General features: G+C 64.5%; 29 protein-coding genes. 9 read left to right on the forward strand and 20 right to left on the reverse strand.

The window, feature by feature from the left end; genetic code table 11:
* The first annotated feature begins 156 nt into the window (after nt 1–156).
* Complete coding sequence (locus tag ACUXVA_RS13675) at nt 157–1,545, forward strand: ATP-binding protein (protein WP_265079811.1); 1,389 nt, start codon at nt 157–159, stop codon at nt 1,543–1,545.
* 161 nt (nt 1,546–1,706) lie between these two features.
* On the opposite strand, the gene proC is transcribed toward ACUXVA_RS13675, so the two are convergent.
* The 3 genes from proC to ACUXVA_RS13690 all read right to left on the reverse strand — a co-directional run bounded on the left by proC (nt 1,707) and on the right by ACUXVA_RS13690 (nt 3,554).
* A complete protein-coding gene (gene proC, locus ACUXVA_RS13680; protein ID WP_445492663.1) occupies nt 1,707–2,540 on the reverse strand; it encodes a pyrroline-5-carboxylate reductase in 834 nt (277 codons plus the stop codon).
* 71 nt (nt 2,541–2,611) lie between these two features.
* Nucleotides 2,612–3,064: a GNAT family N-acetyltransferase gene (locus ACUXVA_RS13685; RefSeq protein ID WP_265079809.1), complete on the reverse strand. Its 453-nt coding sequence runs from the start codon at nt 3,062–3,064 to the stop codon at nt 2,612–2,614.
* Complete coding sequence (locus ACUXVA_RS13690) at nt 3,054–3,554, reverse strand: type III secretion system chaperone family protein (protein ID WP_265079808.1); 501 nt, start codon at nt 3,552–3,554, stop codon at nt 3,054–3,056. The genes ACUXVA_RS13685 and ACUXVA_RS13690 overlap by 11 nt, the downstream gene beginning before the upstream one ends.
* A gap of 450 nt (nt 3,555–4,004) precedes the next feature.
* On the opposite strand from ACUXVA_RS13690, the gene ACUXVA_RS13695 reads away from it, so the two are divergent.
* A complete protein-coding gene (locus tag ACUXVA_RS13695) occupies nt 4,005–4,532 on the forward strand; it encodes a 6,7-dimethyl-8-ribityllumazine synthase (RefSeq protein WP_265079807.1) in 528 nt (175 codons plus the stop codon).
* Between the two features lie 210 nt (nt 4,533–4,742).
* On the opposite strand, the gene ACUXVA_RS13700 is transcribed toward ACUXVA_RS13695, so the two are convergent.
* The 5 genes from ACUXVA_RS13700 to lgt form a co-directional block, all read right to left on the reverse strand.
* Nucleotides 4,743–5,696 carry a ribose-phosphate pyrophosphokinase gene (locus ACUXVA_RS13700; protein ID WP_445493283.1) on the reverse strand — a complete coding sequence of 318 codons (954 nt, stop codon included), beginning with the start codon at nt 5,694–5,696 and terminating at the stop codon, nt 4,743–4,745.
* A 154-nt stretch (nt 5,697–5,850) separates the two neighbouring features.
* On the reverse strand, nt 5,851–6,495 hold the full coding sequence (locus tag ACUXVA_RS13705; protein WP_445492666.1) for a hypothetical protein: 645 nt from the start codon (nt 6,493–6,495) through the stop codon (nt 5,851–5,853).
* Nucleotides 6,496–6,665: 170 nt separating this feature from the next.
* Nucleotides 6,666–7,433: a peptidoglycan editing factor PgeF gene (pgeF, locus tag ACUXVA_RS13710; RefSeq protein ID WP_445492668.1), complete on the reverse strand. Its 768-nt coding sequence runs from the start codon at nt 7,431–7,433 to the stop codon at nt 6,666–6,668.
* Nucleotides 7,430–8,488 carry a class I SAM-dependent methyltransferase gene (locus ACUXVA_RS13715; RefSeq protein WP_445493284.1) on the reverse strand — a complete coding sequence of 353 codons (1,059 nt, stop codon included), beginning with the start codon at nt 8,486–8,488 and terminating at the stop codon, nt 7,430–7,432. The genes pgeF and ACUXVA_RS13715 overlap by 4 nt, the downstream gene beginning before the upstream one ends.
* Nucleotides 8,489–8,549: 61 nt before the next feature.
* On the reverse strand, nt 8,550–9,398 hold the full coding sequence (gene lgt / locus ACUXVA_RS13720) for a prolipoprotein diacylglyceryl transferase (RefSeq protein ID WP_445492670.1): 849 nt from the start codon (nt 9,396–9,398) through the stop codon (nt 8,550–8,552).
* Between the two features lie 171 nt (nt 9,399–9,569).
* Between lgt and ACUXVA_RS13725 the strand changes: the two genes are divergently transcribed.
* On the forward strand, nt 9,570–9,839 hold the full coding sequence (locus ACUXVA_RS13725) for an accessory factor UbiK family protein (protein ID WP_265079803.1): 270 nt from the start codon (nt 9,570–9,572) through the stop codon (nt 9,837–9,839).
* 50 nt (nt 9,840–9,889) lie between these two features.
* Here ACUXVA_RS13725 and ACUXVA_RS13730 read toward each other — a convergent pair whose 3' ends face one another.
* The gene (locus ACUXVA_RS13730; protein ID WP_445492672.1) at nt 9,890–10,096 is read right to left on the reverse strand and encodes a type II toxin-antitoxin system HicB family antitoxin; all 207 of its coding nucleotides are present in this window, start codon (nt 10,094–10,096) and stop codon (nt 9,890–9,892) included.
* On the reverse strand, nt 10,096–10,290 hold the full coding sequence (locus tag ACUXVA_RS13735) for a type II toxin-antitoxin system HicA family toxin (RefSeq protein WP_265079801.1): 195 nt from the start codon (nt 10,288–10,290) through the stop codon (nt 10,096–10,098). The genes ACUXVA_RS13730 and ACUXVA_RS13735 overlap by 1 nt, the downstream gene beginning before the upstream one ends.
* Before the next feature lie 215 nt (nt 10,291–10,505).
* Between ACUXVA_RS13735 and ACUXVA_RS13740 the strand changes: the two genes are divergently transcribed.
* The 3 genes from ACUXVA_RS13740 to ychF are packed head-to-tail and all read left to right on the forward strand — an operon-like array spanning nt 10,506 to nt 13,009.
* Nucleotides 10,506–11,258: a 50S ribosomal protein L25/general stress protein Ctc gene (locus ACUXVA_RS13740; protein ID WP_265079800.1), complete on the forward strand. Its 753-nt coding sequence runs from the start codon at nt 10,506–10,508 to the stop codon at nt 11,256–11,258.
* A 21-nt stretch (nt 11,259–11,279) separates the two neighbouring features.
* On the forward strand, nt 11,280–11,903 hold the full coding sequence (gene pth, locus ACUXVA_RS13745) for an aminoacyl-tRNA hydrolase (protein WP_445492675.1): 624 nt from the start codon (nt 11,280–11,282) through the stop codon (nt 11,901–11,903).
* A gap of 8 nt (nt 11,904–11,911) precedes the next feature.
* Entirely contained in the window at nt 11,912–13,009 is a 1,098-nt protein-coding gene (gene ychF, locus ACUXVA_RS13750; RefSeq protein WP_445492677.1) for a redox-regulated ATPase YchF, read from the forward strand.
* Nucleotides 13,010–13,184: 175 nt separating this feature from the next.
* On the opposite strand, the gene ACUXVA_RS13755 is transcribed toward ychF, so the two are convergent.
* Nucleotides 13,185–13,478: a DUF4282 domain-containing protein gene (locus ACUXVA_RS13755; protein WP_265079797.1), complete on the reverse strand. Its 294-nt coding sequence runs from the start codon at nt 13,476–13,478 to the stop codon at nt 13,185–13,187.
* Nucleotides 13,479–13,648: 170 nt separating this feature from the next.
* On the opposite strand from ACUXVA_RS13755, the gene ACUXVA_RS13760 reads away from it, so the two are divergent.
* The 3 genes from ACUXVA_RS13760 (at nt 13,649) to ACUXVA_RS13770 (ending at nt 14,846) form a co-directional block, all read left to right on the forward strand.
* A complete protein-coding gene (locus tag ACUXVA_RS13760; RefSeq protein ID WP_265079796.1) occupies nt 13,649–14,107 on the forward strand; it encodes a MaoC family dehydratase in 459 nt (152 codons plus the stop codon).
* Nucleotides 14,108–14,110: 3 nt separating this feature from the next.
* The gene (locus tag ACUXVA_RS13765; protein ID WP_445492680.1) at nt 14,111–14,593 is read left to right on the forward strand and encodes a MaoC family dehydratase; all 483 of its coding nucleotides are present in this window, start codon (nt 14,111–14,113) and stop codon (nt 14,591–14,593) included.
* A 109-nt stretch (nt 14,594–14,702) separates the two neighbouring features.
* On the forward strand, nt 14,703–14,846 hold the full coding sequence (locus ACUXVA_RS13770; protein ID WP_265079794.1) for a hypothetical protein: 144 nt from the start codon (nt 14,703–14,705) through the stop codon (nt 14,844–14,846).
* A gap of 336 nt (nt 14,847–15,182) precedes the next feature.
* Here the strand turns inward: ACUXVA_RS13770 and ACUXVA_RS13775 are convergent, their stop codons facing one another.
* The 9 genes from ACUXVA_RS13775 to ACUXVA_RS13815 form a co-directional block, all read right to left on the reverse strand.
* Nucleotides 15,183–15,608: a hypothetical protein gene (locus ACUXVA_RS13775; RefSeq protein ID WP_265079793.1), complete on the reverse strand. Its 426-nt coding sequence runs from the start codon at nt 15,606–15,608 to the stop codon at nt 15,183–15,185.
* A 159-nt stretch (nt 15,609–15,767) separates the two neighbouring features.
* Nucleotides 15,768–16,676, reverse strand: coding sequence for a hypothetical protein (locus ACUXVA_RS13780; protein ID WP_445493285.1), 909 nt, complete (start codon nt 16,674–16,676; stop codon nt 15,768–15,770).
* Between the two features lie 131 nt (nt 16,677–16,807).
* Nucleotides 16,808–17,239, reverse strand: a complete 432-nt coding sequence (locus tag ACUXVA_RS13785; protein WP_265079792.1) for a nuclear transport factor 2 family protein — start codon at nt 17,237–17,239, stop codon at nt 16,808–16,810.
* Nucleotides 17,240–17,392: 153 nt separating this feature from the next.
* On the reverse strand, nt 17,393–17,545 hold the full coding sequence (locus ACUXVA_RS13790; protein ID WP_265079791.1) for a hypothetical protein: 153 nt from the start codon (nt 17,543–17,545) through the stop codon (nt 17,393–17,395).
* A gap of 95 nt (nt 17,546–17,640) precedes the next feature.
* Nucleotides 17,641–18,099, reverse strand: coding sequence for a nuclear transport factor 2 family protein (locus ACUXVA_RS13795; RefSeq protein WP_265079790.1), 459 nt, complete (start codon nt 18,097–18,099; stop codon nt 17,641–17,643).
* 160 nt (nt 18,100–18,259) lie between these two features.
* Nucleotides 18,260–18,640 (reverse strand): hypothetical protein, encoded by a 381-nt coding sequence (locus ACUXVA_RS13800; RefSeq protein WP_265079789.1) that lies wholly within the window; start codon nt 18,638–18,640, stop codon nt 18,260–18,262.
* A gap of 18 nt (nt 18,641–18,658) precedes the next feature.
* Nucleotides 18,659–18,799 (reverse strand): hypothetical protein, encoded by a 141-nt coding sequence (locus ACUXVA_RS13805; protein ID WP_265079788.1) that lies wholly within the window; start codon nt 18,797–18,799, stop codon nt 18,659–18,661.
* Between the two features lie 95 nt (nt 18,800–18,894).
* A complete protein-coding gene (locus ACUXVA_RS13810; RefSeq protein ID WP_265079787.1) occupies nt 18,895–19,179 on the reverse strand; it encodes a hypothetical protein in 285 nt (94 codons plus the stop codon).
* Between the two features lie 77 nt (nt 19,180–19,256).
* Nucleotides 19,257–21,338, reverse strand: a complete 2,082-nt coding sequence (locus ACUXVA_RS13815; RefSeq protein ID WP_445492685.1) for a methyl-accepting chemotaxis protein — start codon at nt 21,336–21,338, stop codon at nt 19,257–19,259.
* Nucleotides 21,339–21,691: the final 353 nt, after the last annotated feature.

Below are 21,691 nucleotides of genomic sequence, written 5' to 3' on the forward strand. Positions count from 1 at the left end.
GAGGTCGTCTCGAAGGCGCGAAGCGCGTTCGAGGCGGGTGAGGGGGAGTCGGCGTTTCACTCGCTGGCTCCCCCTCACCCAGAGCCTTCGCTGCGCTCAGGCTCCGACCTCTCCCCGCAAGCGGGGCGAGGTGACGTCTGCGTTTGGGGCCCGCCCATGAGTACCCTCGACACCAGCCTCACGCTGATCCGCACCGCAGGGCGGCGCGTCTCCGCGGCCAATGGCTGGATGGGCCGCCGCTTCAACAGCTTCATGCCCAAGGGGCTGTATGCCCGCGCGCTGCTGATCATGATCGTGCCGATGGTGATCCTGCAGTCAGTGGTCGCCTTCGTGTTCATGGAGCGGCACTGGAACACGGTGACGCGGCGGTTGTCGCAGGCAGTGGTGCAGGACATCGCGGCGCTGATCGATGTCTATTCAGTCTATCCGCAGGACAAGGATCGCACCCAGCTGCGCACTATCGCCCAGCAACGGCTCGGCCTGGTGGTGGACTTCCTGCCGACCGGCGATTTGCCGGCGCCGGGCCCGAAGCCGTTCTTCTCGCTGCTCGACCAGGCGCTGTCGGTGCAGATCGGCCGGCAGATCGCGCGGCCATTCTGGATCGACACCGTCGGCCGCTCCAATGTGGTGGAGATCCGCATCCAGCTCGACGGCGCGGTGATGCGGATCTTCGCGCAGCGCAGCGCCGCCTATGCGTCGAATTCGGAGATCTTCCTGTTCTGGATGATCGGTACTTCATCGATTCTGCTGATCGTCGCGATCCTGTTCCTGCGCAATCAGATCCGCCCGATCCTGCGGCTGGCGGATGCCGCTGAGAGCTTCGGCAAGGGCCGCGAGGCGCCGAACTTCCGGCCGCGCGGCGCCCGCGAGGTGCGGCGCGCTGCCAATGCCTTCATCGAGATGAAGGCGCGCATCGAGCGCTCAATCGAGCAGCGCACTGCGATGCTCGCCGGCGTCAGCCACGACCTGCGCACCATCCTCACCCGCTTCAAGCTGGAGCTGGCGCTGCTCGGCGACAGCCCGGAAATCGACGACATGCGCAAGGATGTCGACGAGATGGCCGGCATGCTGGAGGCCTATCTGGCCTTCGCGCGTGGTGACTCGGGCGAGCAGGCGCAGCCCACCGACATGGCGGCGGCGCTGGAGGAGTTGCGCAGCGACGCCGAGCGCAACGGCCATGCGGCCACCGTGCAATTCCATGGCCTGCCGGTGGTCACGGTGAAGCCGGCCTCGTTCAAGCGCTGCCTCGGGAACCTCGTCTCGAACGCAGCACGTCACGCCAACGCCATCGCCATCACCGGGCATCGCGACCATCGCTATCTGACGGTGACTATCGACGACGACGGCCCCGGCATTCCCGCCGACATGCGCGAAGAGGTGTTCAAGCCGTTTTTGCGGCTCGATGACGCCCGCAACCAGGACGAAGGCGGCACCGGTCTCGGCCTTGCCATCGCCCGCGACATCGCGCGCTCCCATGGCGGCGACATCACGCTCGGTGACAGCCCGATGGGCGGCTTGCGCGCAACGGTGCGGGTGCCGGTGTAGTTGGCGATTTCGTTTTCTTCACACACGCCAACGTCATCCTTCGAGGCCGTCGCTCTTGCGACGGCCTCGAAGGATGCGCTGCCAGCGCTTGCGTCCGCATCCTTCGAGGCTCGCCGAAGTCGGCGAGCACCTCAGGATGACGGCGTGTGAGTTTGCGATTGCTACTTCGCCAATTCCCGCGACCGCTTGGTCGCAGCCGCCACCGCGCGCTCCAGCAGCGGCTGGAAGCCATCCGCGCCCATCAACACCTCAAGCGCAGCCGCCGTGGTGCCGCCGGGCGAGGTGACGTTCTTCCGCAAGGTCGCGGAGTCCAGTTCCGAGCGGTGCAGCAACTCGCCGGAGCCGGACACGGTGGCGCGCGCCAGCTTTGTCGCGAGTTCGGGCGGCAGGCCGGCGGCGACGCCGGCGCGGGCCAGTTCTTCGGCCAGCAGGAACACATAGGCCGGCCCCGAGCCGGACACGGCGGTGACCGCATCCATCAGCGCCTCGTCATCCACCCATTCCACTGCGCCGGTGGCGCGCAGCAGTGCGTCGGTGGTGGCGCGCTGCGCTTTGCTGACATCGCTCGCGGCGACCGCCACGGTTATGCCGCGGCCGATCGCCGCCGGCGTATTGGGCATCGCCCGCACCACCTTGCCGCCGCACACATCGGAAATGGTCTTGATCGGCGTACCGGCCATGATCGAGATCACCAGCGTGTCCGGGCCGGCGAATGATCTGAGCATCGCGCCGGTCTCGCGAAACATCTGCGGTTTCACGGCGACGACGAGCGTGGAGACGGCGCCGACCTCGGCGGCGAGGGGGTTGATACGCACGCCGCGCGCGGAGAGCGCCTTGATGTCATCGGACGGGAACGGATCGATCACCGCGACGTCGCCGCCGTCGAGGCCCTGCGCCAGCCAGCCGGTGAGCAGCGCGCCGCCCATCTTGCCGGCGCCTGCCAGCACGATGGGGCCGGTGATATGAGTGAGCGCTTGCGTAGTCGATGAGGTCATAGCGAAATCCCGAGGAGCGAAATACGCCGGGACCATATCACCGCAAATGCCGCAGGGTAGCCCGCAGCGGGCTAGACCAGGCTCTTTTTCATAAAGAACCGCGCCCCGCCGCGCGGATAATCGTCGAGTGCGCCGAACACTTCGTAGCCCTGCTTCTCGTAGAACGCGCGGGCCTGAAACCAGTAGGTGTCGAGCCACACGCCGACGCAGCCGCGTTCGCGCGCGATGTCTTCGGCCTGGGCGAGCACCCTGGCGCCGAGATCCTGGCCGCGGAATCGCTCGGGGATCACGAACAGTTCGACGAAGCACCAGTTGTAGGCGGTCTTGCCCCACAGCCCGCCGGCCGGCTCGCCGGTGACCGGATCGTTGATCAGGATCGCCAGCGGCTGATAGCCGGACGGCCCGACCGACTTGTCGTTGTAGTCCATCAGCGCCTTCACCACGACATCGCGGTGGCTGTCGTTCGGTTTGGCGGGAACGACAATGGTCGGCTGCGGCGTCGTCATGGTCAGCTTACGCCTCACCCATGGTATCGAACATGGCCGCGGACATCGCCTCCGACGCCGACTTGCCGGCCCACACCACGAATTGCATCGCCGGATAGTAGCGCTCGCAGGCATGGATGGCGCCGACCAGCATGGCTTCGCATTGCGCGGTGGTGGCGGTGAGGCCGTCGGGCAGTACCAGGGCCTGCCGGAACATGATCATGCCGGTGTGAGTCCAGATATCGAAATGGCCGACCCACATCTGCTCGTTGATCGCGGCGATCAGCCGCTGCACCTCGGCGCGGCGCGCAGTCGGGATCTTCATGTCGAAGGCGCAGGCCAGATGCAGCGCCTCGATCTCGTTCATCCACGTGAAGGAGAGTTGATAGTCGGTCCAGTCGCCCTTCGAGATGATCGTGACTTCATCCTCGCCGGAGCGCTCGAACGACCAGTCGTGATCGGTGGCGATGTCTTCCACCACGGCGAGCGGGTTGTTGCGTGAATCGATAGTGCCTTCGAGGAGGGACATGCCGTCTCGACCTTGCCTTTGTGGGATACGCCCAAATTTGCTGATACGCGCGGCAGGCCGATACGCAACAATCTCGGTGTGCCGCTGCTTGCTGCAGTCTCCGTTACTTCGGAGCTTGCGAGTTTGAAGTGATGTGATTTGCGGAATCGGCGCAACGGCACTGCGAATCCATCCACAGGCAAACATGACATCATCCACAGCTCATCGCATCGCGATGAGAACAAACCGGAATCGGATTCCCGGCATGCGAGTCCCGGGTGTCGCGCTCACGCGGCACGAGTCTGGTTTGACGCGTTAACCATTTGATTCGGGCAATGCAAAGTGAGTCCGTGCGACGGGCGCAAGCGCGAACGGCGCGATGCCGCTCATCCTGTGGATGGCGGTTGCTGCGCCGGCAGGGTTTCGGCATAGTTCCGGAAAGCCTGCCGATGGTCACCGAGAGCAAATCCAATGAACGAGATCGCGCCCGACGCCTCCGAAGCCGAAGCTGCCGGCGTCGCTCATCCACGCTTCGCCAAGCCGCAGCGCGTTGCCTTCGTGCAATCGTCGTGGCATCGCGACATCGTCACGCCGTGCTGGCTGTCGTTCCTGGCGGAGATCGAGGTGCGGCATATCCAGCCCTCCCAGGTTGACCTGTTCGAGGTGCCGGGCTCGTTCGAACTCCCGCTGCATGTGCAGATCCTCGCCAAGACCCGACGCTACACTGCGATCGTGGCCGCCGGCCTGGTGGTTGACAGCGGTGTGCGCGGCTATGTCGCCGATACTGTGATCAAGGCGCTGATGGAGGTGCAGCTGCGCACCGAGGTGCCGGTGTTCTCCGCGGTGGTGACGCCGGAAGAACTCGTCACAACTGACGAGAGTGTGGAGTTCCTGCGCCAGCATTTTGCCACCAAGGGAGTGGAGGTGGCCGCAGCCTGCGCCAATACCCTGCTCAGCCTCGAGCGGCTGCGCGGTCAGGTGGCGGCGGGGATTGTGTAGGATTCTTTCTTCCCCTCTCCCCCGCGCGCAGCGCAGCTGCGCGAACGTGGGAGAGAGGGGCTCAAACGAGCGAAGCGAGATTGAGACGGGGAGAGGGGGCTTACGTGTGTGTGTCTTGCCCTCTCCCGCCTTCGCTTTGCGAAGGCACCCTCTCCCGCTGCGCAAAGCTTCGCTTTGCTGGGGGAGGGGGGAAAAGTGCGCGACTTGGTTTCAGTCGAACAGGCTAGAGACCGACTCTTCCGCGGCGGTGCGGGCGATGGCTTCGCCGATCAGCGAGGCGATCGACAGCACGCGGATGTTCGGCGCCTTGACCACGGCGTCGGTGGGCTGGATCGAGTCGGTGATCACCAGTTCCTTTAGCCTGGAGCCGGCGATGCGCGCCGCGGCGCCGCCGCTCAACACGCCGTGGGTGATGTAGGCGTAGACATCCGTGGCACCGTTGGCGAGCAGCGCGTCGCCGGCGTTGACCAGCGTACCGCCGGAGTCGACGATGTCGTCGATCAGGATGCAGGTGTAGCCTTCGACCTCGCCGATCACATTCATCACTTCGGACTCGCCGGCACGTTCGCGGCGCTTGTCGACGATCGCCAGCGGCGCGTTGATGCGCTTGGCGAGGCCGCGGGCGCGCACCACGCCGCCGACGTCGGGCGAGACCACCATCACCTTGGTGAGGTCGAATTTTTCCTTGATGTCGCGCACCATCACCGGCGAGGAAAAGAGATTGTCCACCGGGATATCGAAGAAGCCCTGGATCTGGCCGGCGTGGAGGTCGAGGGTCATGACGCGATCGACGCCGGCATGGGTGATCAGGTTGGCCACCAGCTTGGCGGAGATCGGCGAGCGCGAGCCGACCTTGCGGTCCTGCCGCGCGTAACCGAAATACGGCACCACAGCGGTAATGCGGCGCGCCGAGGCGCGGCGCAGCGCGTCGGTGATGATCAGCAATTCCATCAGGTGGTCGTTGGTCGGGAACGACGTCGACTGGATAATGTAGATGTCGGAGCCGCGGACGTTTTCCTGGATCTCGACGAAGATTTCCATGTCGGCGAAGCGCCGGACGCTGGCCTTGGTCAGCGGCAATTCAAGCCAGTTGGCAATCTCCAGCGCCAGCGCCGGGTTGGAATTGCCGGCGACCAGTTTGATGGAGCCGTTCTTGGCCGACATCGACGCGTCTCCCCGGGTCTTGGTGGACACAACGTTCAGCATATCGGATTACCCATGGACTCGCTGGATTGAACGAGCGAGGTGATATCAAGGACGGGCCTCTGCTGGCAACCCGTTGGGCGCGGTTTTCCTGCGCAAATTCAGGGTTTGATCGTTAACGCGCGCTGAAGCTTAGTGTGCTTTCGGCGACTGCCGTCGAATGCGGCACCAGGTCGTCGGCGCTGGCAATCGCCGGCCCGTCGCCGCGCGGTGCGGGAGCAGCGGGTGCAACCTCCGGTGCGGTCCCGTTGATCATGCTGCTCAGCCCGGTGAGGCCGGATTGCGCGACCCTGCGCAGCACCACGTCATCCACATTGGCCCAGGCATCGCGGCCGGCCTTGGCGGTGGGCTCCTCGCCGGACAGGCGCAGCGCGCGTTGCTGGTCGCGGTCATAGACGTCCCAGACCCAGGCGATGGTGGTCTTGCCGCCGCGGATCTGCGCCGCAAGGTATCCGCGCACCCGATAGGCAGCGGGATCCTGTCGCGAAACAACAGCGAGGTTGCGCAATCGCGCTTCGCTGTCGAGCTGGCTGACCAGGCGGTCGAACAGCTGCGGCGGCGGCCCGTCGATGGAGTCGAAGGCCACGGTGGCGCCGGTCGGGCTGCCCATGCTGGCCTGCGCATTGGAGGGGCCGCCGGCGCTGCCGACATTGGCGCAACCGCCCAGCGAACTGCCGAGCCCGCACAGCGCCGCCAGCACCAGCACGGCGCGCGCAAGGCGCGGTGCGCTTCGGTTGGCTGTCAGTGTGGCAAGGCGCATGCAACGTCCCGACTTCGACGACGGCCGTCAGCAGGCCATCCGATGGGTCGAGCGATATCGTTAAAATGCGTTAAGGTCTAGGGCAGCCCGGACACGATGTCCCGCAAGGTGACCGAACCGCTCCGGGCACGCGGATATTTTGCTTTGAACTTGAAGCACTTCCGGAGAGATCAGGGTTCCAACACGATGGCGTGGATCTGGCGGCCATAGTCGGACTCGCGGCGATGGACCGAGCGGCGATAGCTGTAGAAGCGCTCGTCGGCGTAGGTATCGATGCCGATATCGTCGATCTCGCTCACTCCGGCCCGCTGCAGCCGCATTTTGATAAAGCCGGCAAGATCGAACATCGCGTGGTTTTCTTGCGTCGACGCACCGAAGAACCCGGCGTAACCGGCATCGGCCGCGAGGAAACTGTCGACGAACTCGGCGCCGACCTCGTAGCTGGGCTGGCGGATCAGCGGCCCGATCGCCGCCACCATGTTGGCGCGGGCGGCGCCGAGGTCTTCCATGGCTTGAATGGTGGATTCCAGCACGCCGTTGAGGGCGCCTCTCCAGCCGGCATGCGCCGCGCCGATGACGCGCGCCTTGGGGTCGGCGAACAGCACCGGGCCGCAATCGGCGGTGGTGACGCCAATCGTCAGCCCAGCGACCGCGGTGACGATGGCGTCAGCGCGCGGTCGCGTCGCGTTGTCCCACGGCGTTTTGGCGACGGCCACGTCGGCCGAGTGGATCTGGTGGGCGGTCAGGAAATGCTGCGGCTCGACGGCCATCCGTACCGCCATGCGCCGCCGGTTTTCCAGCACATGGGCAGGATCGTCACTGGAGCCGAGGCCGCCGTTGAGGCCGGCATAGATGCCTTCGGAGACGCCGCCGTCGCGGCTGAAAAAGATGTGGCGCAGGCCCGGTGTCGACGCCAGCAGGGGGGATGCAATGCTCATGATGCGGTTGCCTCGGTGTCGTCGCTGAGCGCCACCAGGTTGGGGATGGCGGGATCGGCGATGCCGATCACCTTGAACATCGAGCCCATGCCGCCGCGGCCGGAATCCGTCAGGCGTTTCAGGGCGCCGGAAATATCCTCCGACACCTCCACGCTTGCCTTGGCCATCAGCGTCAGCGCGCGGGTCTCGATGCCCAGCCGTCTCAGAAAATCGCCCTGGGTCACCGGGCCGTGCACGCGGGCGCCGACGTCCTCGGCGGCACGGCCGAGCGCCTGGAAGTCCACATGGGCGGTCACGTCGACCTGGCCGGGGTTTTTCAGCGGATCGGTGAAGCTGTGGCGGGCGATGGCCTGGAAGGTGTCGCCGGCGTCGGAGCGCAGATGGCCGTAATCGATGATCAGCGCGGCGCCGCCGTCGTCGCGGACGCGGCTGGCGATCTTCATCATCTCGACATCGGGGCGCCATTCGAACACCGCGCCCACTGGCGCCGCGCGCACCAGTGGCGGCAGCAGCAGTTCGAAGCGCGGGATCGGATCGGCGGAGGCGCCGAACTGCAGCCGGCCGTCGTCGGTGATCTCCACCGTGCGCTCGTGCCAGCCGGTGTCGCGCTTGATGGCCTGGTGCACCGGCAGCACGTCGAAATATTCGTTGGCGAGGATCACCGAGGGGCCGGCCGGCACGCTGTCGATGCTGTCGTGCCACTGTACGTTGCGGGCGCCCTGCAGGGTCGCCTTCTGCTTCTCGCGCAACACCGGGTTGATCTCGACCAGATGAATGTTCAGCGCCTGGTACAGCGGCGGCAACACGCGCAACGCGCGCAGCGCGTCGGCCATCATGGTGCCGCGGCCGGGGCCGAGCTCGATCAGGTGCAGCAGCGGCGGCGAGCCGATCGCGCGCCACACCGACGCGGCCCACAGGCCCAGCAACTCGCCGAACATCTGGCTGACTTCAGGCGCGGTGGTGAAGTCACCCTCGCGCCCCAGCGGATCGCGCGAGACGTAGTAGCCGTATTGCGGATGGGTCAGGCACAGCTGCATGTAACGCCATACCGGCATCGGTCCGGCGGACTTGATCAGGCGCTTGATTTCATCCTGCAGCGGTGAGGACTCGGTCACATCATGCTCTTGTCAAATTCGGCTCGGGCCGCAGCGGCGGTCTGCGCCAGGCGGTGATCATCACAACAAGTCCAACCACAATCATCGGCAGCGACAGCAGCATGCCCATGGTGAGACCGCCCCACAGGAATCCCAGTTGCGGGTCCGGCTCACGGAAGAATTCGCCGACGATACGCGCCAGCGCATAAAAAAAGATGAAACTGCCGAGGATCAGGCCGGGGCGCTTCAGCGCGCCGGCGCGGATCATCAGCGCCAGGATGGTGAACAGCACGATGCCTTCCAGGCCGGCCTCGTAGAGCTGGCTGGGATGGCGCGGCAGCGGCCCGCCATTGGGGAACACCATGGCCCAGGGCACGCTGGCGTCGGCCGGCCGGCCCCACAATTCGCTGTTGATGAAGTTGGCCAGCCGCCCGAGCAGCAGCCCGATCGGCCCGACCGCGCAGGTGAGGTCGCCGAGCGACAGCACCGGCAGGCCACGCTTCCAGCAGAACGCCATCACCGCGACCACACAGCCCATGAAGCCGCCATGGAACGACATGCCGCCCTTCCACAGCTCGAGGATCTCGGCGGGATGGGCGACGAAGAAGTCGAGATTGTAGAACAGCACATAACCGGTGCGGCCGCCGACAATGATGCCCAGCGTCACCCACAGGATGAAATCGTCGAAATCGAGCAGCGAGATCGGCGAGGGGCCGCCCCACAGCCGCTCGCGCTTGATCAGCGCGCGGGCATAGGCCCAGCCGAGCACGATGCCGCCGATATAGGCCAGCGCGTACCAGCGGATCACGATGGGACCGAGCGCGATGGCGACGGGATCGAAGACGGGAAAGGTGATGGCGAGAAAGTGCATCGTCTGGACTTACGATTCAAAGCCGCGGCGGTAAAGCACTAGCAGGCATTTGCGACGAATTTGGCGGGGCCTGTGGCGCGGGGCGCACCTGCCGGGGGCCGCGGGCTTGATCTGCACCGCCGGGATCGCCATTGTCAGGGATCAGTTGCCGCCGACCGGAGTTCCGCGACCATGACCCAGACCAATAATCGGTTTTTCGACGAGATCGGCCGCCTGATGAACGATGCCGCCGGGGCTGCCCAGGGCGTCAAGCGCGAGGTCGACACCGTCGTGCGCAACCAGGCCGAGAAGATCCTGCGCGATCTCGACATCGTCAAGCGCGAGGAATTCGAGGCGGTGAAGGACATGGCGCGCCTCGCCCGCGAGGAGAACGAGGCGCTGAAGGCGCGTATCGCGGCGCTGGAAGCGAAGCTCGGGGCAGGTGAGGCACCGAGCATCTGACACGAAGCGCCACGGCCAAGGCCGGGCATTGACCGCGGTTGCCGGCCCCCTCAGGTCTCGACGTATTCCGCAATGCTGGTCGGCGCCGGCACCGGAAGGCCATCATCCTTCAGGCCGTCGATATGAAAACGGATCGCGTCGCGGATCTCGATTTCGACGGCTTTCACGCTGTCTCCTGTCGCAATACAACCGGGCAGGTCCGGCACATAGGCAGAATAATTGCCGTCAGCCTTCTCGATCACGACCGCGTAGCGCATCAGCGTCGCTCCTTCAGGCCAGCTTGTTTTAAGATACTGGCAAACGTCCCCGGTGCAAGGTCATCGGAGAGGTGACCGGCGATCGTAACGCGGCCTGGCTTCAGCAAATGCTTATATTGCCGACGGCTTCGCCGCGTGGCGACCAGAAACCAGTCGTCGTCCTCGATCATGCGGATGGCGTCGCGAACTTTCATCGCCGGCCCGGAACCTGATAGGGTATGGAGCAATCCTATCCCGCGCCGGATACCGGGTACAAACCGCAAAATTCCCCCACGTTTCCTTGTGTTTTCGCCCCTTTGGGGCTAAAAGCCCGGCACGTCTGCAGCCCCCGCACCCCTGGAGGCTTGCTGCGACGACGAAACGGGCCGCGTTGCGGCCTTTAACTTTTTTGAAAACAAGGACTTAAACGATGGCTTCCGTCAAGGAATTGAAGGCGACCGTACGTTCGGCAGGCGGCAAGGGGGCCGCACGGGCTGTACGGCGCGCCGGCCGAGTGCCGGGTGTGATCTATGGTGACAACAAGCCCCCCGTGTCGATCTCGGTCGATGATGCCGAGCTGCGCCAGCGCATTCTGGCCGGCCGTTTCCTGACCACCATCTACGACATCGAGCTCGATGGCGCGAAGCACCGCGTGATTCCGCGCGACTTCGCTCTCGATCCCGTCAGGGACTTCCCGCTGCATGTGGACTTCCTGCGCCTCGGCGTCGGCGCCACCATCCGCGTCAGCGTTCCCCTGCATCTGAAGAATGCGGAAACCGCTCCGGGCGTGAAGCGCGGCGGCACCATCAACGTCGTCACCCACACGCTCGAACTCGAAGCCGAGGCCGACAGCATTCCGCAGTTCGTCGAAGCCGACGTCGGCCAGCTCGACATCGGCGGCTCGCTGCACATGTCGGACATCGCCTTGCCGAAGGGCGTCAAGACGCTGAAGAGCGCCGAGGACGTGACCCTGGTCACCATCGTGCCGCCGTCGGGCTATGGCGAAGAATCCGCCGCGCCTGCCGCTGGTGCTGCTGCTGCGCCCGCAGCTGCCGCAGCCGGTGCCAAGGCTCCTGCCGCTGGTGCCAAGGCTCCCGCAGCCGGTGCTAAGGCTCCCGCAGCCGGTGCCAAGGCGCCTGCCGCCGCCGCCAAGGCGCCTGCGGCTCCCGCGAAGAAGAAGTAAGAGACCGCGGACAACCGCGCCGTGCGACTCTTTGTTGGTCTCGGAAACCCTGGCGCGAAATACCAGGGCAACCGGCACAATATCGGGTTCATGGTTGTCGACGAGTTGGCACGGCGTCACGGTTTTGCACCGTGGCGCCGCCGCTTTCAGGGCGAGACCTCGGAAGGCACGCTGGAGCGCGAACGCGTGATCCTGCTGCGCCCGCTGACGTTCATGAACGACTCCGGGCGCGCGGTGCAGGAAGCCGCTGCTTTCTTCAAGCTGACGCCGGCCGAGATCGCGGTGTTCCACGATGATCTGGAATTGCCGTACGGCAAGGTGCGCGTGAAGGTCGGCGGCGGTATCGCCGGCCACAACGGGTTGCGCTCGATCTCCGCCCATGTCGGCAACGAATATCGCCGGGTGCGGCTGGGTATCGGCCATCCCGGCGTCAAGGAACTGGTGCATAACCACGTGCTCAGCGACTTTGCCAAGAGCGAGCGGCCGGCGCTGGAGGCGCTGATCGACGCGGTGGCCGACAATGCCGGGCTGCTGGCGGTGGATCGCGACTCCAACTTTCAGAACAAGGTGCATCTGACGATGCAGGCCAAGGGTTTCACGTCGAAAGACGACAACGGCGTCATCGCGAAGCCGTCGAAGATTTAGGACAGGTCATGGGATTCAAATGCGGTATCGTCGGGCTGCCGAATGTCGGCAAATCGACGCTGTTCAATGCGCTGACGGAAACGGCGGCCGCGCAGGCGGCGAACTATCCGTTCTGCACCATCGAGCCGAATGTCGGCGAAGTCGCTGTGCCCGATCCGCGGCTCGACAAGCTGGCCGCCGCCGGCAAATCGCAGCAGATCATCCCGACGCGGCTGACCTTCGTGGACATCGCCGGCCTGGTGAAGGGCGCTTCCAAGGGCGAAGGCCTCGGCAACCAGTTCCTTGCGACCATCCGCGAGGTCGATGCCGTGGCGCATGTGGTGCGTTGCTTCGTCGATGACGACATCACGCATGTGGAAGGCAAGATCGATCCGCTCGCCGACATCGAGATCATCGAGACCGAACTGATGCTGGCCGATCTCGACTCCTGCGAGAAGCGCGTCGACAACCTGACCAAGAAGGCCAAGGGAAACGACAAGGACGCCAAGGACCAGCTCGACCTGGTGCAGCGCGCGCTGGTGCTGCTGCGCGAAGGCAAGCCGACGCGCTTCCTCGAGCGCAAGCCGGAAGAGGAGCGTGCCTTCGGCATGCTCGGCCTGTTGACCTCGAAGCCGGTGCTCTATGTCTGCAACGTCGAGGAAGGCTCCGCCGGCACAGGCAACGCCTATTCGAAGCTGGTGGCCGAGCATGCCGCGAAAGAGGGTGCCGTCGCCGTTGCCATCTCCGCCAAGATCGAATCCGAGATAGCCACCCTGTCGCGCGCCGAGCGCGCCGAATTCCTGGAGACCCTGGGTCTCGAAGAAGCCGGCCTCGATAAGCTGATCCGCGCCGGCTATCAGCCGCTGAAGCTGATCACCTATTTCACCGTCGGTCCGAAGGAAGCCCGCGCCTGGACCATCACCCGTGGCACCAAGGCACCGCAGGCGGCGGCGGTAATCCATACCGATTTCGAGAAAGGTTTCATCCGCGCCGAGACCATCGCCTATGACGACTACATCGCCTTCGGCGGCGAATCCGGCGCGCGCGATAACGGCAAGCTGCGGCTGGAAGGCAAGGAATACGTGGTCGCCGACGGCGACGTGCTGCACTTCCGGTTCAATAACTAAACGCTGATCTGTTCCCCGGACGCTGCGCAGCGCGAAGCGGTGCGCCGCAGATCCGGGGCCACGGTTCTTGCAAAGAAGTTACTTGGATCCCGGATCTGCGCAGCGGCATGGCGGCGATGCAAGCGCATCGCCTCAGAATGACGCAGCGCGTCCGGGACACGATGCATACGATAGTTCAATGCACCTGGCCCTGGTCGCGAATGGCGCCGAGATGCTCGTTGATACGAAAGACGATAAGGATGAATTCGGCGGCGATACGCGAGAAGACGATGCCGACGACGACGCTGGCGATGCTCGACAGAACGATAATGAATCCGCCGAACGGACTGATGGCCATGGCGGCGAGGCCGGAGAAAACGCCGGAGACGCCGAACAACAGGATCAGCACGATGATCAGCCAGTAAAACGTCTTGATGATCGTGGGCGTGATGAAACGGTCCCACTGAAAAAGATCTCGAAACTCGAACATCGAACGCTCTCCTGGCGATTCAGCGAAAGTGACATGCAAAAATCTGGCCGTACAGGCACTATCGCTGAAGGTCGTTGCGGGCAAGATCGCGGGCAGGCCATGCGACCGCGTTGCTTGAGAATGACGCAAATAGCGGCCACAATCAGGCCTCCTCACCGGCAATTCCCATCATGACCATGACATTCGAAGATTTCCCGCCGGGACATTTCGGCACATTCGGGCCGCGCCATGTGACGCGCGAAGAGATCATCGCGTTTGCCACGGAATTCGATCCGCAGCCGATGCATCTCGACGAAGCCGCCGCCAGCAAGTCGATGCTCAAGGGCCTCGCAGGATCCGGATGGCACATGTGCGCGCTGATGATGCGGATGATGTTCGACGGCTTCCTGCACAACACCGCGTCGATGGGCTCGCCCGGCGTCAACGAGATGCGCTGGCTGGCGCCGTTTCGGCCCGGCGACGACCTCACGATGGATGTTGAGGTGCTGGAAGCGCGACCGTCGCAGAGCCGTCCCGAGACCGGAATCGTGACATTCAAGTGCAGCACGCGCAACGCCGCCGGGCAGGCCGTGGCGGAGATGGTCGCGCCGATCATCATTGGCCGCGCCGCTGCAATGGACCAGGGTTGAGCGATGCGATTTCTCGAAGACATCAAAGTGGGCCATCGGCGCGAACTGGGATCGTTCACCTTCACCGCCGAGCTGATCAAGACGTTCGCTGCCCAGTTCGACCCGCAGCCGTTTCATCTCGACGAGGACGCCGGTCGACGATCGCTGTTCGGCGGGCTTGTCGCGTCGGGCTGGCACGTCGCGGCGGTGGGCATGAAGCTGCTGGTGGCCGACGGCCAACGGGAGACCGCGGCGCAGATTGCCGCCGGCGAGACGGTGGCGACATGGGGGCCGTCGCCGGGGTTTCGCGAGTTGCGCTGGCTGAAGCCGGTAAGGGCAGGTGATACGATCAGCTACGCCAACCAGGTGGAGACCGTGCGCGCGACCGCGACGCGGCCGGGCTGGGGCATCGTCCAGGCCCGCAACATCGTCACCAACCAGCACGGCGAACAGGTGATGACTTTCATGGCGACGGCGTTCGTGCCGCGCCGGAGCGACGCTGGTTAACCAATCCAATTTTCTTGAAGGGAACAGGGCGCGCGTTAACGCGTTCTGAACCTTGCGAGAGTGTCTTGATACTTACGCTACGATGACTGAATACGCTTTGGGGATGACAATGGCTGACCGCACCGGACTGAAATTTGTAGGCTTCATCTTTGCCAGCATCACGCTGGCAGTGATGCTGGTCACGGGAATGGTGGTGAAGGGTTATGCCGACGGCGGCTACTCGCTGGACAACGCCCCGGTCGCCGGCCGCTAGTCAGACTTTGCTAACCATGTCGCGCGAGCGGCATTGCGTGAGCCGGTCCATCAGCGGCTCCACGCCCAGGCCAGCAGCCCCACCGCAATCACCAGAAGGCCGACGAATCGGACGATAATCGTTCCCATCCTGGGCGACGACGGCCGGTGCGGGATCGGATCTGTTGTGTTCGGCCGAATGGTTTGCACGATCGTTTGCCCCCAACAAGGACTGCGGCTGCGTTGCGCGCATCAGGGCTTGGTCGCGGCTGGAACAAATTGCGTTCAATTGGATTCAAAAGAAAACCGCCGCGCTCCCCACGGAGCCGGCGGTTTTCTTCGTGGACCCGGAGGTCGCTCAGGGCTGGCGCAGATTGTCCGCCGTGCGCTTCCATTGCGCGACATTGTCGGCAATCAGCCGGGTGGATTTCATGGCCGCCTGGCTGAGCTGGGCATAGCCCGAGATTTCGCGTTGCACGCGCTGCCCTTCGGCATGCAGCAGGTCGCGCAGGCTTTCCAGCTCCGCCACCAGGTTTTCGATCTCGGTGAGCGAGGTGCCGGCGACCCGCTGGATCAGCGAGTTGACGCTGTTGACGGTGGCCTCGGTGCTGGCCTCCAGCGGCAGGTCGGTGCTGCCCGGTGTGTTCAGCATGCCCGGCACCGGGCGGCGCAGATAGGCGACGTCGTTGCGCACGAAATCGCGGATCCCTGCCTCGACTTCGGAGACGGCGGCGAGATCGCTGTCCACGGTCGATTCAGTTTTTTCGGAAAGTATTGCATTCATCGGCTCTTCCTTGCTGGTTCGCATCTAGCGAGCGCGGATTGTCCCCCGCACGACAAACTCAGTTTACTATCTGGGCAGCTGAATTTGACGAGATCGCGGCCAATGTGCGGCGCGCTCCCGTTCTTTGCATGATCGCGGTAGCAGTTGACCCGCGCACGGTTACCAGCAGGTTACCAGTCTGTGTTTGAAGCCTGCGGTCAGGCTCTTGTTGGCAGGGCCCTGCAGCGTCTCGCTGACCGTCGCCGAAATGTTGACGCCGCCGAAGATCTGTTGCTCCGCGCCCACCTTGCGCAGCCACTTTTCGTCAACGGTCGAAAGCGACTGGCCGGCCACCAGGCTGGTGCCGGTCTCGTTGAAGCGCAGCTTCGCCGACTGATCGGTCTCGTAGCTGCGCGTCGGGCGTCCGTTGAAGCCGATCACCGGCAGGCCGGCCTGCTGCACCACGTTGTAGCCGTTCTGCAGGGTCAGCGAATACTGGTCGCCGGCGAGCGGCATCGATTTGCTGAGCGAGGTCGCGAGTTTGCTCTGGTCCTGGCCGGGATCGATGCGGGCCTCGATGGCGGTCTTGTCCCAGATCGAACCCACGCCCGGCGCGGTCACGGCCGCCCAGGCCGTACCGCCGGATTGCGATGGTGAACCGTCGGGTCCGTATTTCTGTCGCAGCATGTCGGAGGTACTCATGCTCGGTGCGCTCCGTGCCACGTTCATGTCGGCACCGATCCTGGCATCCCAGAACGGCACCAGCTGCTGCTTGACGGAGAGGGCGGCGGAGCCGTCGGCCTTGTTCTGCGATGTCCACGCCGTGGCGTCGCCGGACTGCCCGGCGCGCGCTTGGCGGGGCGACGATTTTGCGGCGGCATTGGTGCTGGTATCGAGCAGGCTCCAGTCCGGCTCCGGCAAATCCAGCACTGCGGCCGGCTGATCGTGGGTTTCAGGTGCATCGTCCGGCGCTGCCGCCGGTGCCAATATGCTCCAGGGATCCTGTGCCCGGGCTGGCGCGCTGATTGCGCCTGCGGCGAGCAGCGCGACTGCGGCGCCCCGTGTCAGTTTGATGGTCAAGGCCGTCACCATGCGAGCCGCCCAGCGAGTTGGCGTGAGAAGCCAATAGTACCGCTTGAGGCCCGGCAGAATTGTGGCAGCGCAGCAAAGTGCGTGGTGGACATTCAACGTTCAAGCACTTGCTTCAGGCTTGCCTGAGTTTAGGCGATCCGCGGCAGATGCAGCGGGTGGCCCAACGCCTGTTCGACCAGGTCAAACGTATCGATCACCACCCGCATGCTGGTCAGCATGCCGGCCTTGAACTGGGCGAACTGCGCCAGTCGCAGGCTGATCGGGCGGTTGGAATCCAGCGCCGTGAGCGAAAACCGCATGATCGAGGCCCCCGAATCGGCGCCGAGCAGCACGGATTCGCGTTCGAAACGATGGATCCGGATGTTGTCTGCGACCTGTTTGCAGACCTGCATGACTGCAGCCTTGCCGCGCCGTGCGCCGAGGAAGGGAAACATGTCGATCGGTCCGTAAACCGCCCATTCGATGTTGTCGTCGATCAGGTCGGTGAGGTCTTTCAGCTGACGTTCGTTGATGGCACGATGCAACGCGCGCGAGAAACGCCAGAGACTGTGCTCTGTCATGAGGTCATATCCTGAAATGAAATAGCGCCGCACGGCCAATATTGGGGCCGACGCGGCGCGGAAAGTTCAATCGTTTGAGCTTGGAATAATCTCGTTTAGCTCAAATACAATCCGTTTTTGTGCATTGCACAATTGCAGGAAGAGGTAGGTACTTTAGTATTCGATGTGGTTTCTTGTTACCGGTGAGCGGTCATTTTCATGCGCTGCAAGATGCTCGATGGCGATTTCCACGTCGCTGGCGGCAATCCCACCCAACAGGATCGCGCCGCGCGTCAATTCGGGCACCAGCCCGGCAGACTGCGCCATGCGATTTGATTGCTCTCATGGGTGCCTAAGGCCAATCGGTCGTGGCAACAGGGCGGCCGGTTCAACGGTCGCGCGGATCTGCCGCCGCAGCAGTGCTAGCCGGGACGCATGGCGAGGCGGACGCTGCTGGCGTAGTCGGGGGTCAGGTCGCGGCCGAGTATCTGCTGCACCAGGTCGAAGGAATCGAAAAACGAACGATGTTCGAAGACGAGTCCATCGCGCAGGGTGAAAAAGTCGGCGATCTTGAAACTGAGGATACGCTGGTCGCTGCGTTTCTGCAGCGCCACCTGGAGCATGGTCGCAGCCTTCGCTCCGTCCACGGCCATGAAGGTGATTTCGATGCGGCGGCTCGAATAGCGCTCCTGCTGGGTGCGGATGGCCTCGGCCGCCCAGGCCTTGCCGCGGTGTTGGCCGTGGTGCGGGAACAGTTCGATCGGCGCATAGGTGATGCTGTCGATATCGTCGTGGCAGCAGTTTGCGAGGCGCGCGGTGTCGCCCGCATAGAAGGCATCGAGAAAGTCGGATACGCATCGGCGCGTCTGGAGATCGTCCATTATTGGCTCTTCTGGTGTCTGCTCTCCCCGTTCCCGCGGTACTCTTGTCAGGTCGGACCGGTCGGGATCAACCCTTGCGCGGGGCAAAGGTTGGGAAAGCCTTAACGCGACATCGTGGATCACAGGGTATTGACCGGGCCTTGGCGCATCGGGCTGGGCGTCACTTGAGACAGGACCATCCGGCGAGCCAGGCGACACCGCCGGTGACGGCCCCCGCCACGGCGGCAACCACCCAGCGCTCGCCGAAGCGCCACGCCGCGGCCATGCCGCCCAGTAACATGCCGGGAAAGCTCACCTTTAGCGCCAGCAGGCTGGCGCCGGCGAGTCCGTCGGCCAACGCGATGCGCGACCGGAAACAGAAAAACAGCAGCGCCGCATTGAGGGCGATGCCCGCCAGCGCGCCGAGCGCGGCACCACCGACGCGGCGTTCACGCCAGGCGATGGCGCCCAGCAGAAGCCCGGTCAGAAGACCGGGCGAGCAGGCCAGCAGCGCGATCGCGATGAGGTCGATCGCGTTCCAGTGCAGCCCGATGTCGGACACCTGGTCCGGGCCGTACGCTTACTTCTTGTTCGGTGCGGAGCCGGCCGGGGTCTTGCTCGATGCGAACGGGTTGACGTTGGCGACGCCGCCCTTCTTGAGGTTCTTGTCCGCCTTCGGTTTCTTCTTTTCCTTGTTGGACTTCATCTGACCTTTAGCCATCGCGGTCTCCCTGCGCCCGGTTGATGGACTCGGCGCAGATGACGCATAGCAAATGCAGATGGGTTTGTATGTGGGCTTGCGCGACGCGCGGCAGGCTAGAGCTGGCAGGTGATGACGCTTATTTCGCGGTCGCCAGGCTCGTAGCCCGGCCGCGGCGCCAGCGATTTCCGGTGGGTGATCAGCGCGCCCCTGGCGTCCTTGAGCGGCAGCATCTTCCAGCCTGCGACGCCTTCGGGGCCGAGCTCCCAGACGTGGGCGATCGGCTCGTCGGCGGCGTTGAAGCCGACCGTGTGAACCTCGACCAGTCGTGAGGTGCCGTCATATTGCAGTTCGAGCACATGGCCCGAACGCAGCGCTTCACAAGCCGTCTGTACCAACATCGGATATTCCCGCCGGTTGTTTCAATGATCCTAACAGGTCGGCGGTGCCGCGTCGCGATCCTTCTGCGTCGTGCTGCCTAAGCGGCCCTGACGTCGGCGAGGAAAATATTGACCTGGCTGGCGAGATCCGTGGATTGCCGGGACGGCTGCTCGGCTGCACCGAGCACTTGCGATGCCGCCGCGCCGGTGTCGTTGGCCGCCTGCTGCACGTCGGAGATATTGGCGGTGACATTCTGAGTGCCGTGCGCGGCTTCCTGAACGTTGCGGGCGATTTCCTTGGTCGCCGAGCCCTGCTGCTCGATGGCGGCGGCGATGGCACTGCCGATCTGCTCGATCTCGGCGATCACGTTGACCACGTTGCGGATCGCCGCAACGGTCTCGTCACTGGCGCCCTGGATGGCTGCGACCTGTGCGGAGATCTCGGTGGTGGCCTGTGCGGTCTGCCCGGCCAGCGACTTCACTTCCGAAGCGACGACGGCGAAGCCGCGCCCGGCCTCGCCGGCGCGGGCCGCCTCGATGGTGGCGTTGAGCGCCAGCAGGTTGGTCTGCGCGGCGATGTTCTGGATCAGCGTGACCACATCGCCGATCTTCTGCGCGCCGGCGGCGAGCGACTGGGCGGTGTCGCCGGTGCGGCGCGCGTCCTCGACCGCGCGGGCCGAGATCTGCGCGGATTGCGCGACCTGACGGCTGATTTCGGAAATGGAGGACGTCAGTTCCTCGGTGGCGCTGGCCACCATCTGGACGTTCGACGATGTCTGTTCGGAGGCTTCGGCGACGACGCCCGCCTGCCGGTTGGTGGTCGATGCCGTCGAGGACATGGAGCGCGCGGCGTTTTCCATCGTTGACGACGACGACGACAGCCCGCCCACCAGCTCGCCGATACGCGACTCGAACGAGCGGGTCAGGTCGTCGATCAGTTGCGCGCGGCGCATCTTGGCGTCGTTCTCCGCCGCCTGCTCGGTGGACAGACGGGCGGCGGTGAGCATGTTGTCCTTGAAGACCTGGACCGCGGCGGCCATCGCGCCGATCTCGTCGCGGCGATTGCTGGCCGGGATGTCGCCGGACGCGTCGCCGCCGGCAATGCGCGACATGGCGGCGGTGATGTCGACGATCGGCTGGCAGATCCGGCGCCGGACCATCACGATCAGGCCGGCACTGGCGGCCACGACGGCTGCGAGCACCAGCAGGGCGATGATGAAGCTCGTACGCGCGCTGCCATAGGCCGCGGTCAGCAGTTGCTCGGCGTTGTCGTAGAAGGCGTCGCGTACACCGATCACGGTGCCAAGACCGAGCTGCGTTTCGGCGAAATAGGTGTCGACGTCATGTTCGTATTTGCCGCTGACGGCGCCGGCCTTGACCAGCTTCAGCTCCTTGCCGAAGCGTTCGACGAAGACTTCCTGCATCTTGTTGAGCGCGGCCGCGACATTGGCCGGTGTCGCGGGATTGCCGCGCAGTTCGAGCAGCGAGGCCTGGATCTGATCGGCGGCACCCTGGGAGCGGGCAATGTCCAGGCGCTCCTGCTCGGTCGCCACACGGTTGGCGCCGACGAGATTCTTGTGCAGGCTGGAATTGAGGCCGCCGATGTCGCGCAGCGTCCATGCGACGTTGGCGTAGGTTGCCTGGCGATAGGCCTCGCCGTTCAGCGAAGCCATCTTGCGGACCTGCTCGGCAAGCAGGGCGGTGACTGCGGTGTTGAAGATCGAGTTGTCGGCGACGATCTTCTTGGCCGCATCGCGGCGGGCCTCCGCCGGGCCTTCGATCGCTTTGTCGATGGCCGCGCGCAGCGCCTTGAACTGAGCGTTCAGCGCATCGATCTTGCCGGCAATCTCGGCGCTGTCGTCGAACGCGCCGAGCGATGTGGTCCTGAGCCGGTTCATCTTGTCGACGGCACCGTCGGTCTGCTTGCGGTACTTGTCCTGCTCCGCGCGCGCCTTCGGATCGATCGCGGCGGGGCCGTACAGGATGTTCGTGGAGAAGCCGCGTTCCGGATTGAGATAGCGCGGGATGTCGCCGACGGTACGAACCAGTTCGAGGCGCCCCTGCGCGTTGGAAATCTTGTCCATCGTCTCGTAACGGCTCGCGGCGACATAGACCGCAAGCCCGCCGCCGGCGGCCGACAGAGAGGCGATGGCGATGGTCAGCAAGGTACCGATTTTCATGAAATTACCGTCGGTTAAGAATTGAGTGCAAATGAACGCCCGTCAACCTACGGAAGGTGCATTAAGCTTCCATTGACGGCGGTACGCGGCGGCGGGGCGCTCGCGTCCGTCGGCAACCTCTCGGCTCATCAGAGTACCTTTTGCGACGATTTCTCCCGCTGCAGCCGGCGGCGGCGAGCAGCGGATCCGGTCGATCGTCCGACGCGCAGCGGCGCCGGCAAAGGCGCATTGTTGCGCGATGATATTGCAGGCAAGGTCGCCGCCTGAGTCAGAGGTCTTGCCATGCGTTCATTGCGATGGATTGCCATGCTGTTTGTTGCCGCCGCAACTCCGGCCTTCGCCCAGCCGGCGCC

Source organism: Rhodopseudomonas sp. RCAM05734 (assembly GCF_052658035.1).

What these genes read in the sequence shown, in the direction of transcription:
- ACUXVA_RS13790 (WP_265079791.1), bottom strand. Translation starts at nt 17,545, where the DNA reads ATGGCGCAGTCTGCCGGGCTGGTGCCCGAATTGACGCGCGGCGCGATC.
- ACUXVA_RS13795 (WP_265079790.1), bottom strand. Translation starts at nt 18,099, where the DNA reads ATGGACGATCTCCAGACGCGCCGATGCGTATCCGACTTTCTCGATGCC.
- pgeF (WP_445492668.1), bottom strand. Translation starts at nt 7,433, where the DNA reads ATGAGCATTGCATCCCCCCTGCTGGCGTCGACACCGGGCCTGCGCCAC.
- ACUXVA_RS13695 (WP_265079807.1), top strand. Translation starts at nt 4,005, where the DNA reads ATGAACGAGATCGCGCCCGACGCCTCCGAAGCCGAAGCTGCCGGCGTC.
- ACUXVA_RS13740 (WP_265079800.1), top strand. Translation starts at nt 10,506, where the DNA reads ATGGCTTCCGTCAAGGAATTGAAGGCGACCGTACGTTCGGCAGGCGGC.
- ACUXVA_RS13810 (WP_265079787.1), bottom strand. Translation starts at nt 19,179, where the DNA reads ATGTTGGTACAGACGGCTTGTGAAGCGCTGCGTTCGGGCCATGTGCTC.
- ACUXVA_RS13700 (WP_445493283.1), bottom strand. Translation starts at nt 5,696, where the DNA reads ATGTCGGCCAAGAACGGCTCCATCAAACTGGTCGCCGGCAATTCCAAC.
- ACUXVA_RS13715 (WP_445493284.1), bottom strand. Translation starts at nt 8,488, where the DNA reads ATGCCGGTATGGCGTTACATGCAGCTGTGCCTGACCCATCCGCAATAC.
- ACUXVA_RS13725 (WP_265079803.1), top strand. Translation starts at nt 9,570, where the DNA reads ATGACCCAGACCAATAATCGGTTTTTCGACGAGATCGGCCGCCTGATG.
- ACUXVA_RS13760 (WP_265079796.1), top strand. Translation starts at nt 13,649, where the DNA reads ATGACCATGACATTCGAAGATTTCCCGCCGGGACATTTCGGCACATTC.
- ACUXVA_RS13755 (WP_265079797.1), bottom strand. Translation starts at nt 13,478, where the DNA reads ATGTTCGAGTTTCGAGATCTTTTTCAGTGGGACCGTTTCATCACGCCC.
- ACUXVA_RS13735 (WP_265079801.1), bottom strand. Translation starts at nt 10,290, where the DNA reads ATGAAAGTTCGCGACGCCATCCGCATGATCGAGGACGACGACTGGTTT.
- ychF (WP_445492677.1), top strand. Translation starts at nt 11,912, where the DNA reads ATGGGATTCAAATGCGGTATCGTCGGGCTGCCGAATGTCGGCAAATCG.
- ACUXVA_RS13815 (WP_445492685.1), bottom strand. Translation starts at nt 21,338, where the DNA reads ATGAAAATCGGTACCTTGCTGACCATCGCCATCGCCTCTCTGTCGGCC.
- ACUXVA_RS13675 (WP_265079811.1), top strand. Translation starts at nt 157, where the DNA reads ATGAGTACCCTCGACACCAGCCTCACGCTGATCCGCACCGCAGGGCGG.
- ACUXVA_RS13705 (WP_445492666.1), bottom strand. Translation starts at nt 6,495, where the DNA reads ATGCGCCTTGCCACACTGACAGCCAACCGAAGCGCACCGCGCCTTGCG.
- proC (WP_445492663.1), bottom strand. Translation starts at nt 2,540, where the DNA reads ATGACCTCATCGACTACGCAAGCGCTCACTCATATCACCGGCCCCATC.
- ACUXVA_RS13730 (WP_445492672.1), bottom strand. Translation starts at nt 10,096, where the DNA reads ATGCGCTACGCGGTCGTGATCGAGAAGGCTGACGGCAATTATTCTGCC.
- ACUXVA_RS13690 (WP_265079808.1), bottom strand. Translation starts at nt 3,554, where the DNA reads ATGTCCCTCCTCGAAGGCACTATCGATTCACGCAACAACCCGCTCGCC.
- ACUXVA_RS13805 (WP_265079788.1), bottom strand. Translation starts at nt 18,799, where the DNA reads ATGGCTAAAGGTCAGATGAAGTCCAACAAGGAAAAGAAGAAACCGAAG.
- ACUXVA_RS13765 (WP_445492680.1), top strand. Translation starts at nt 14,111, where the DNA reads ATGCGATTTCTCGAAGACATCAAAGTGGGCCATCGGCGCGAACTGGGA.
- lgt (WP_445492670.1), bottom strand. Translation starts at nt 9,398, where the DNA reads ATGCACTTTCTCGCCATCACCTTTCCCGTCTTCGATCCCGTCGCCATC.
- ACUXVA_RS13775 (WP_265079793.1), bottom strand. Translation starts at nt 15,608, where the DNA reads ATGAATGCAATACTTTCCGAAAAAACTGAATCGACCGTGGACAGCGAT.
- ACUXVA_RS13785 (WP_265079792.1), bottom strand. Translation starts at nt 17,239, where the DNA reads ATGACAGAGCACAGTCTCTGGCGTTTCTCGCGCGCGTTGCATCGTGCC.
- ACUXVA_RS13770 (WP_265079794.1), top strand. Translation starts at nt 14,703, where the DNA reads ATGGCTGACCGCACCGGACTGAAATTTGTAGGCTTCATCTTTGCCAGC.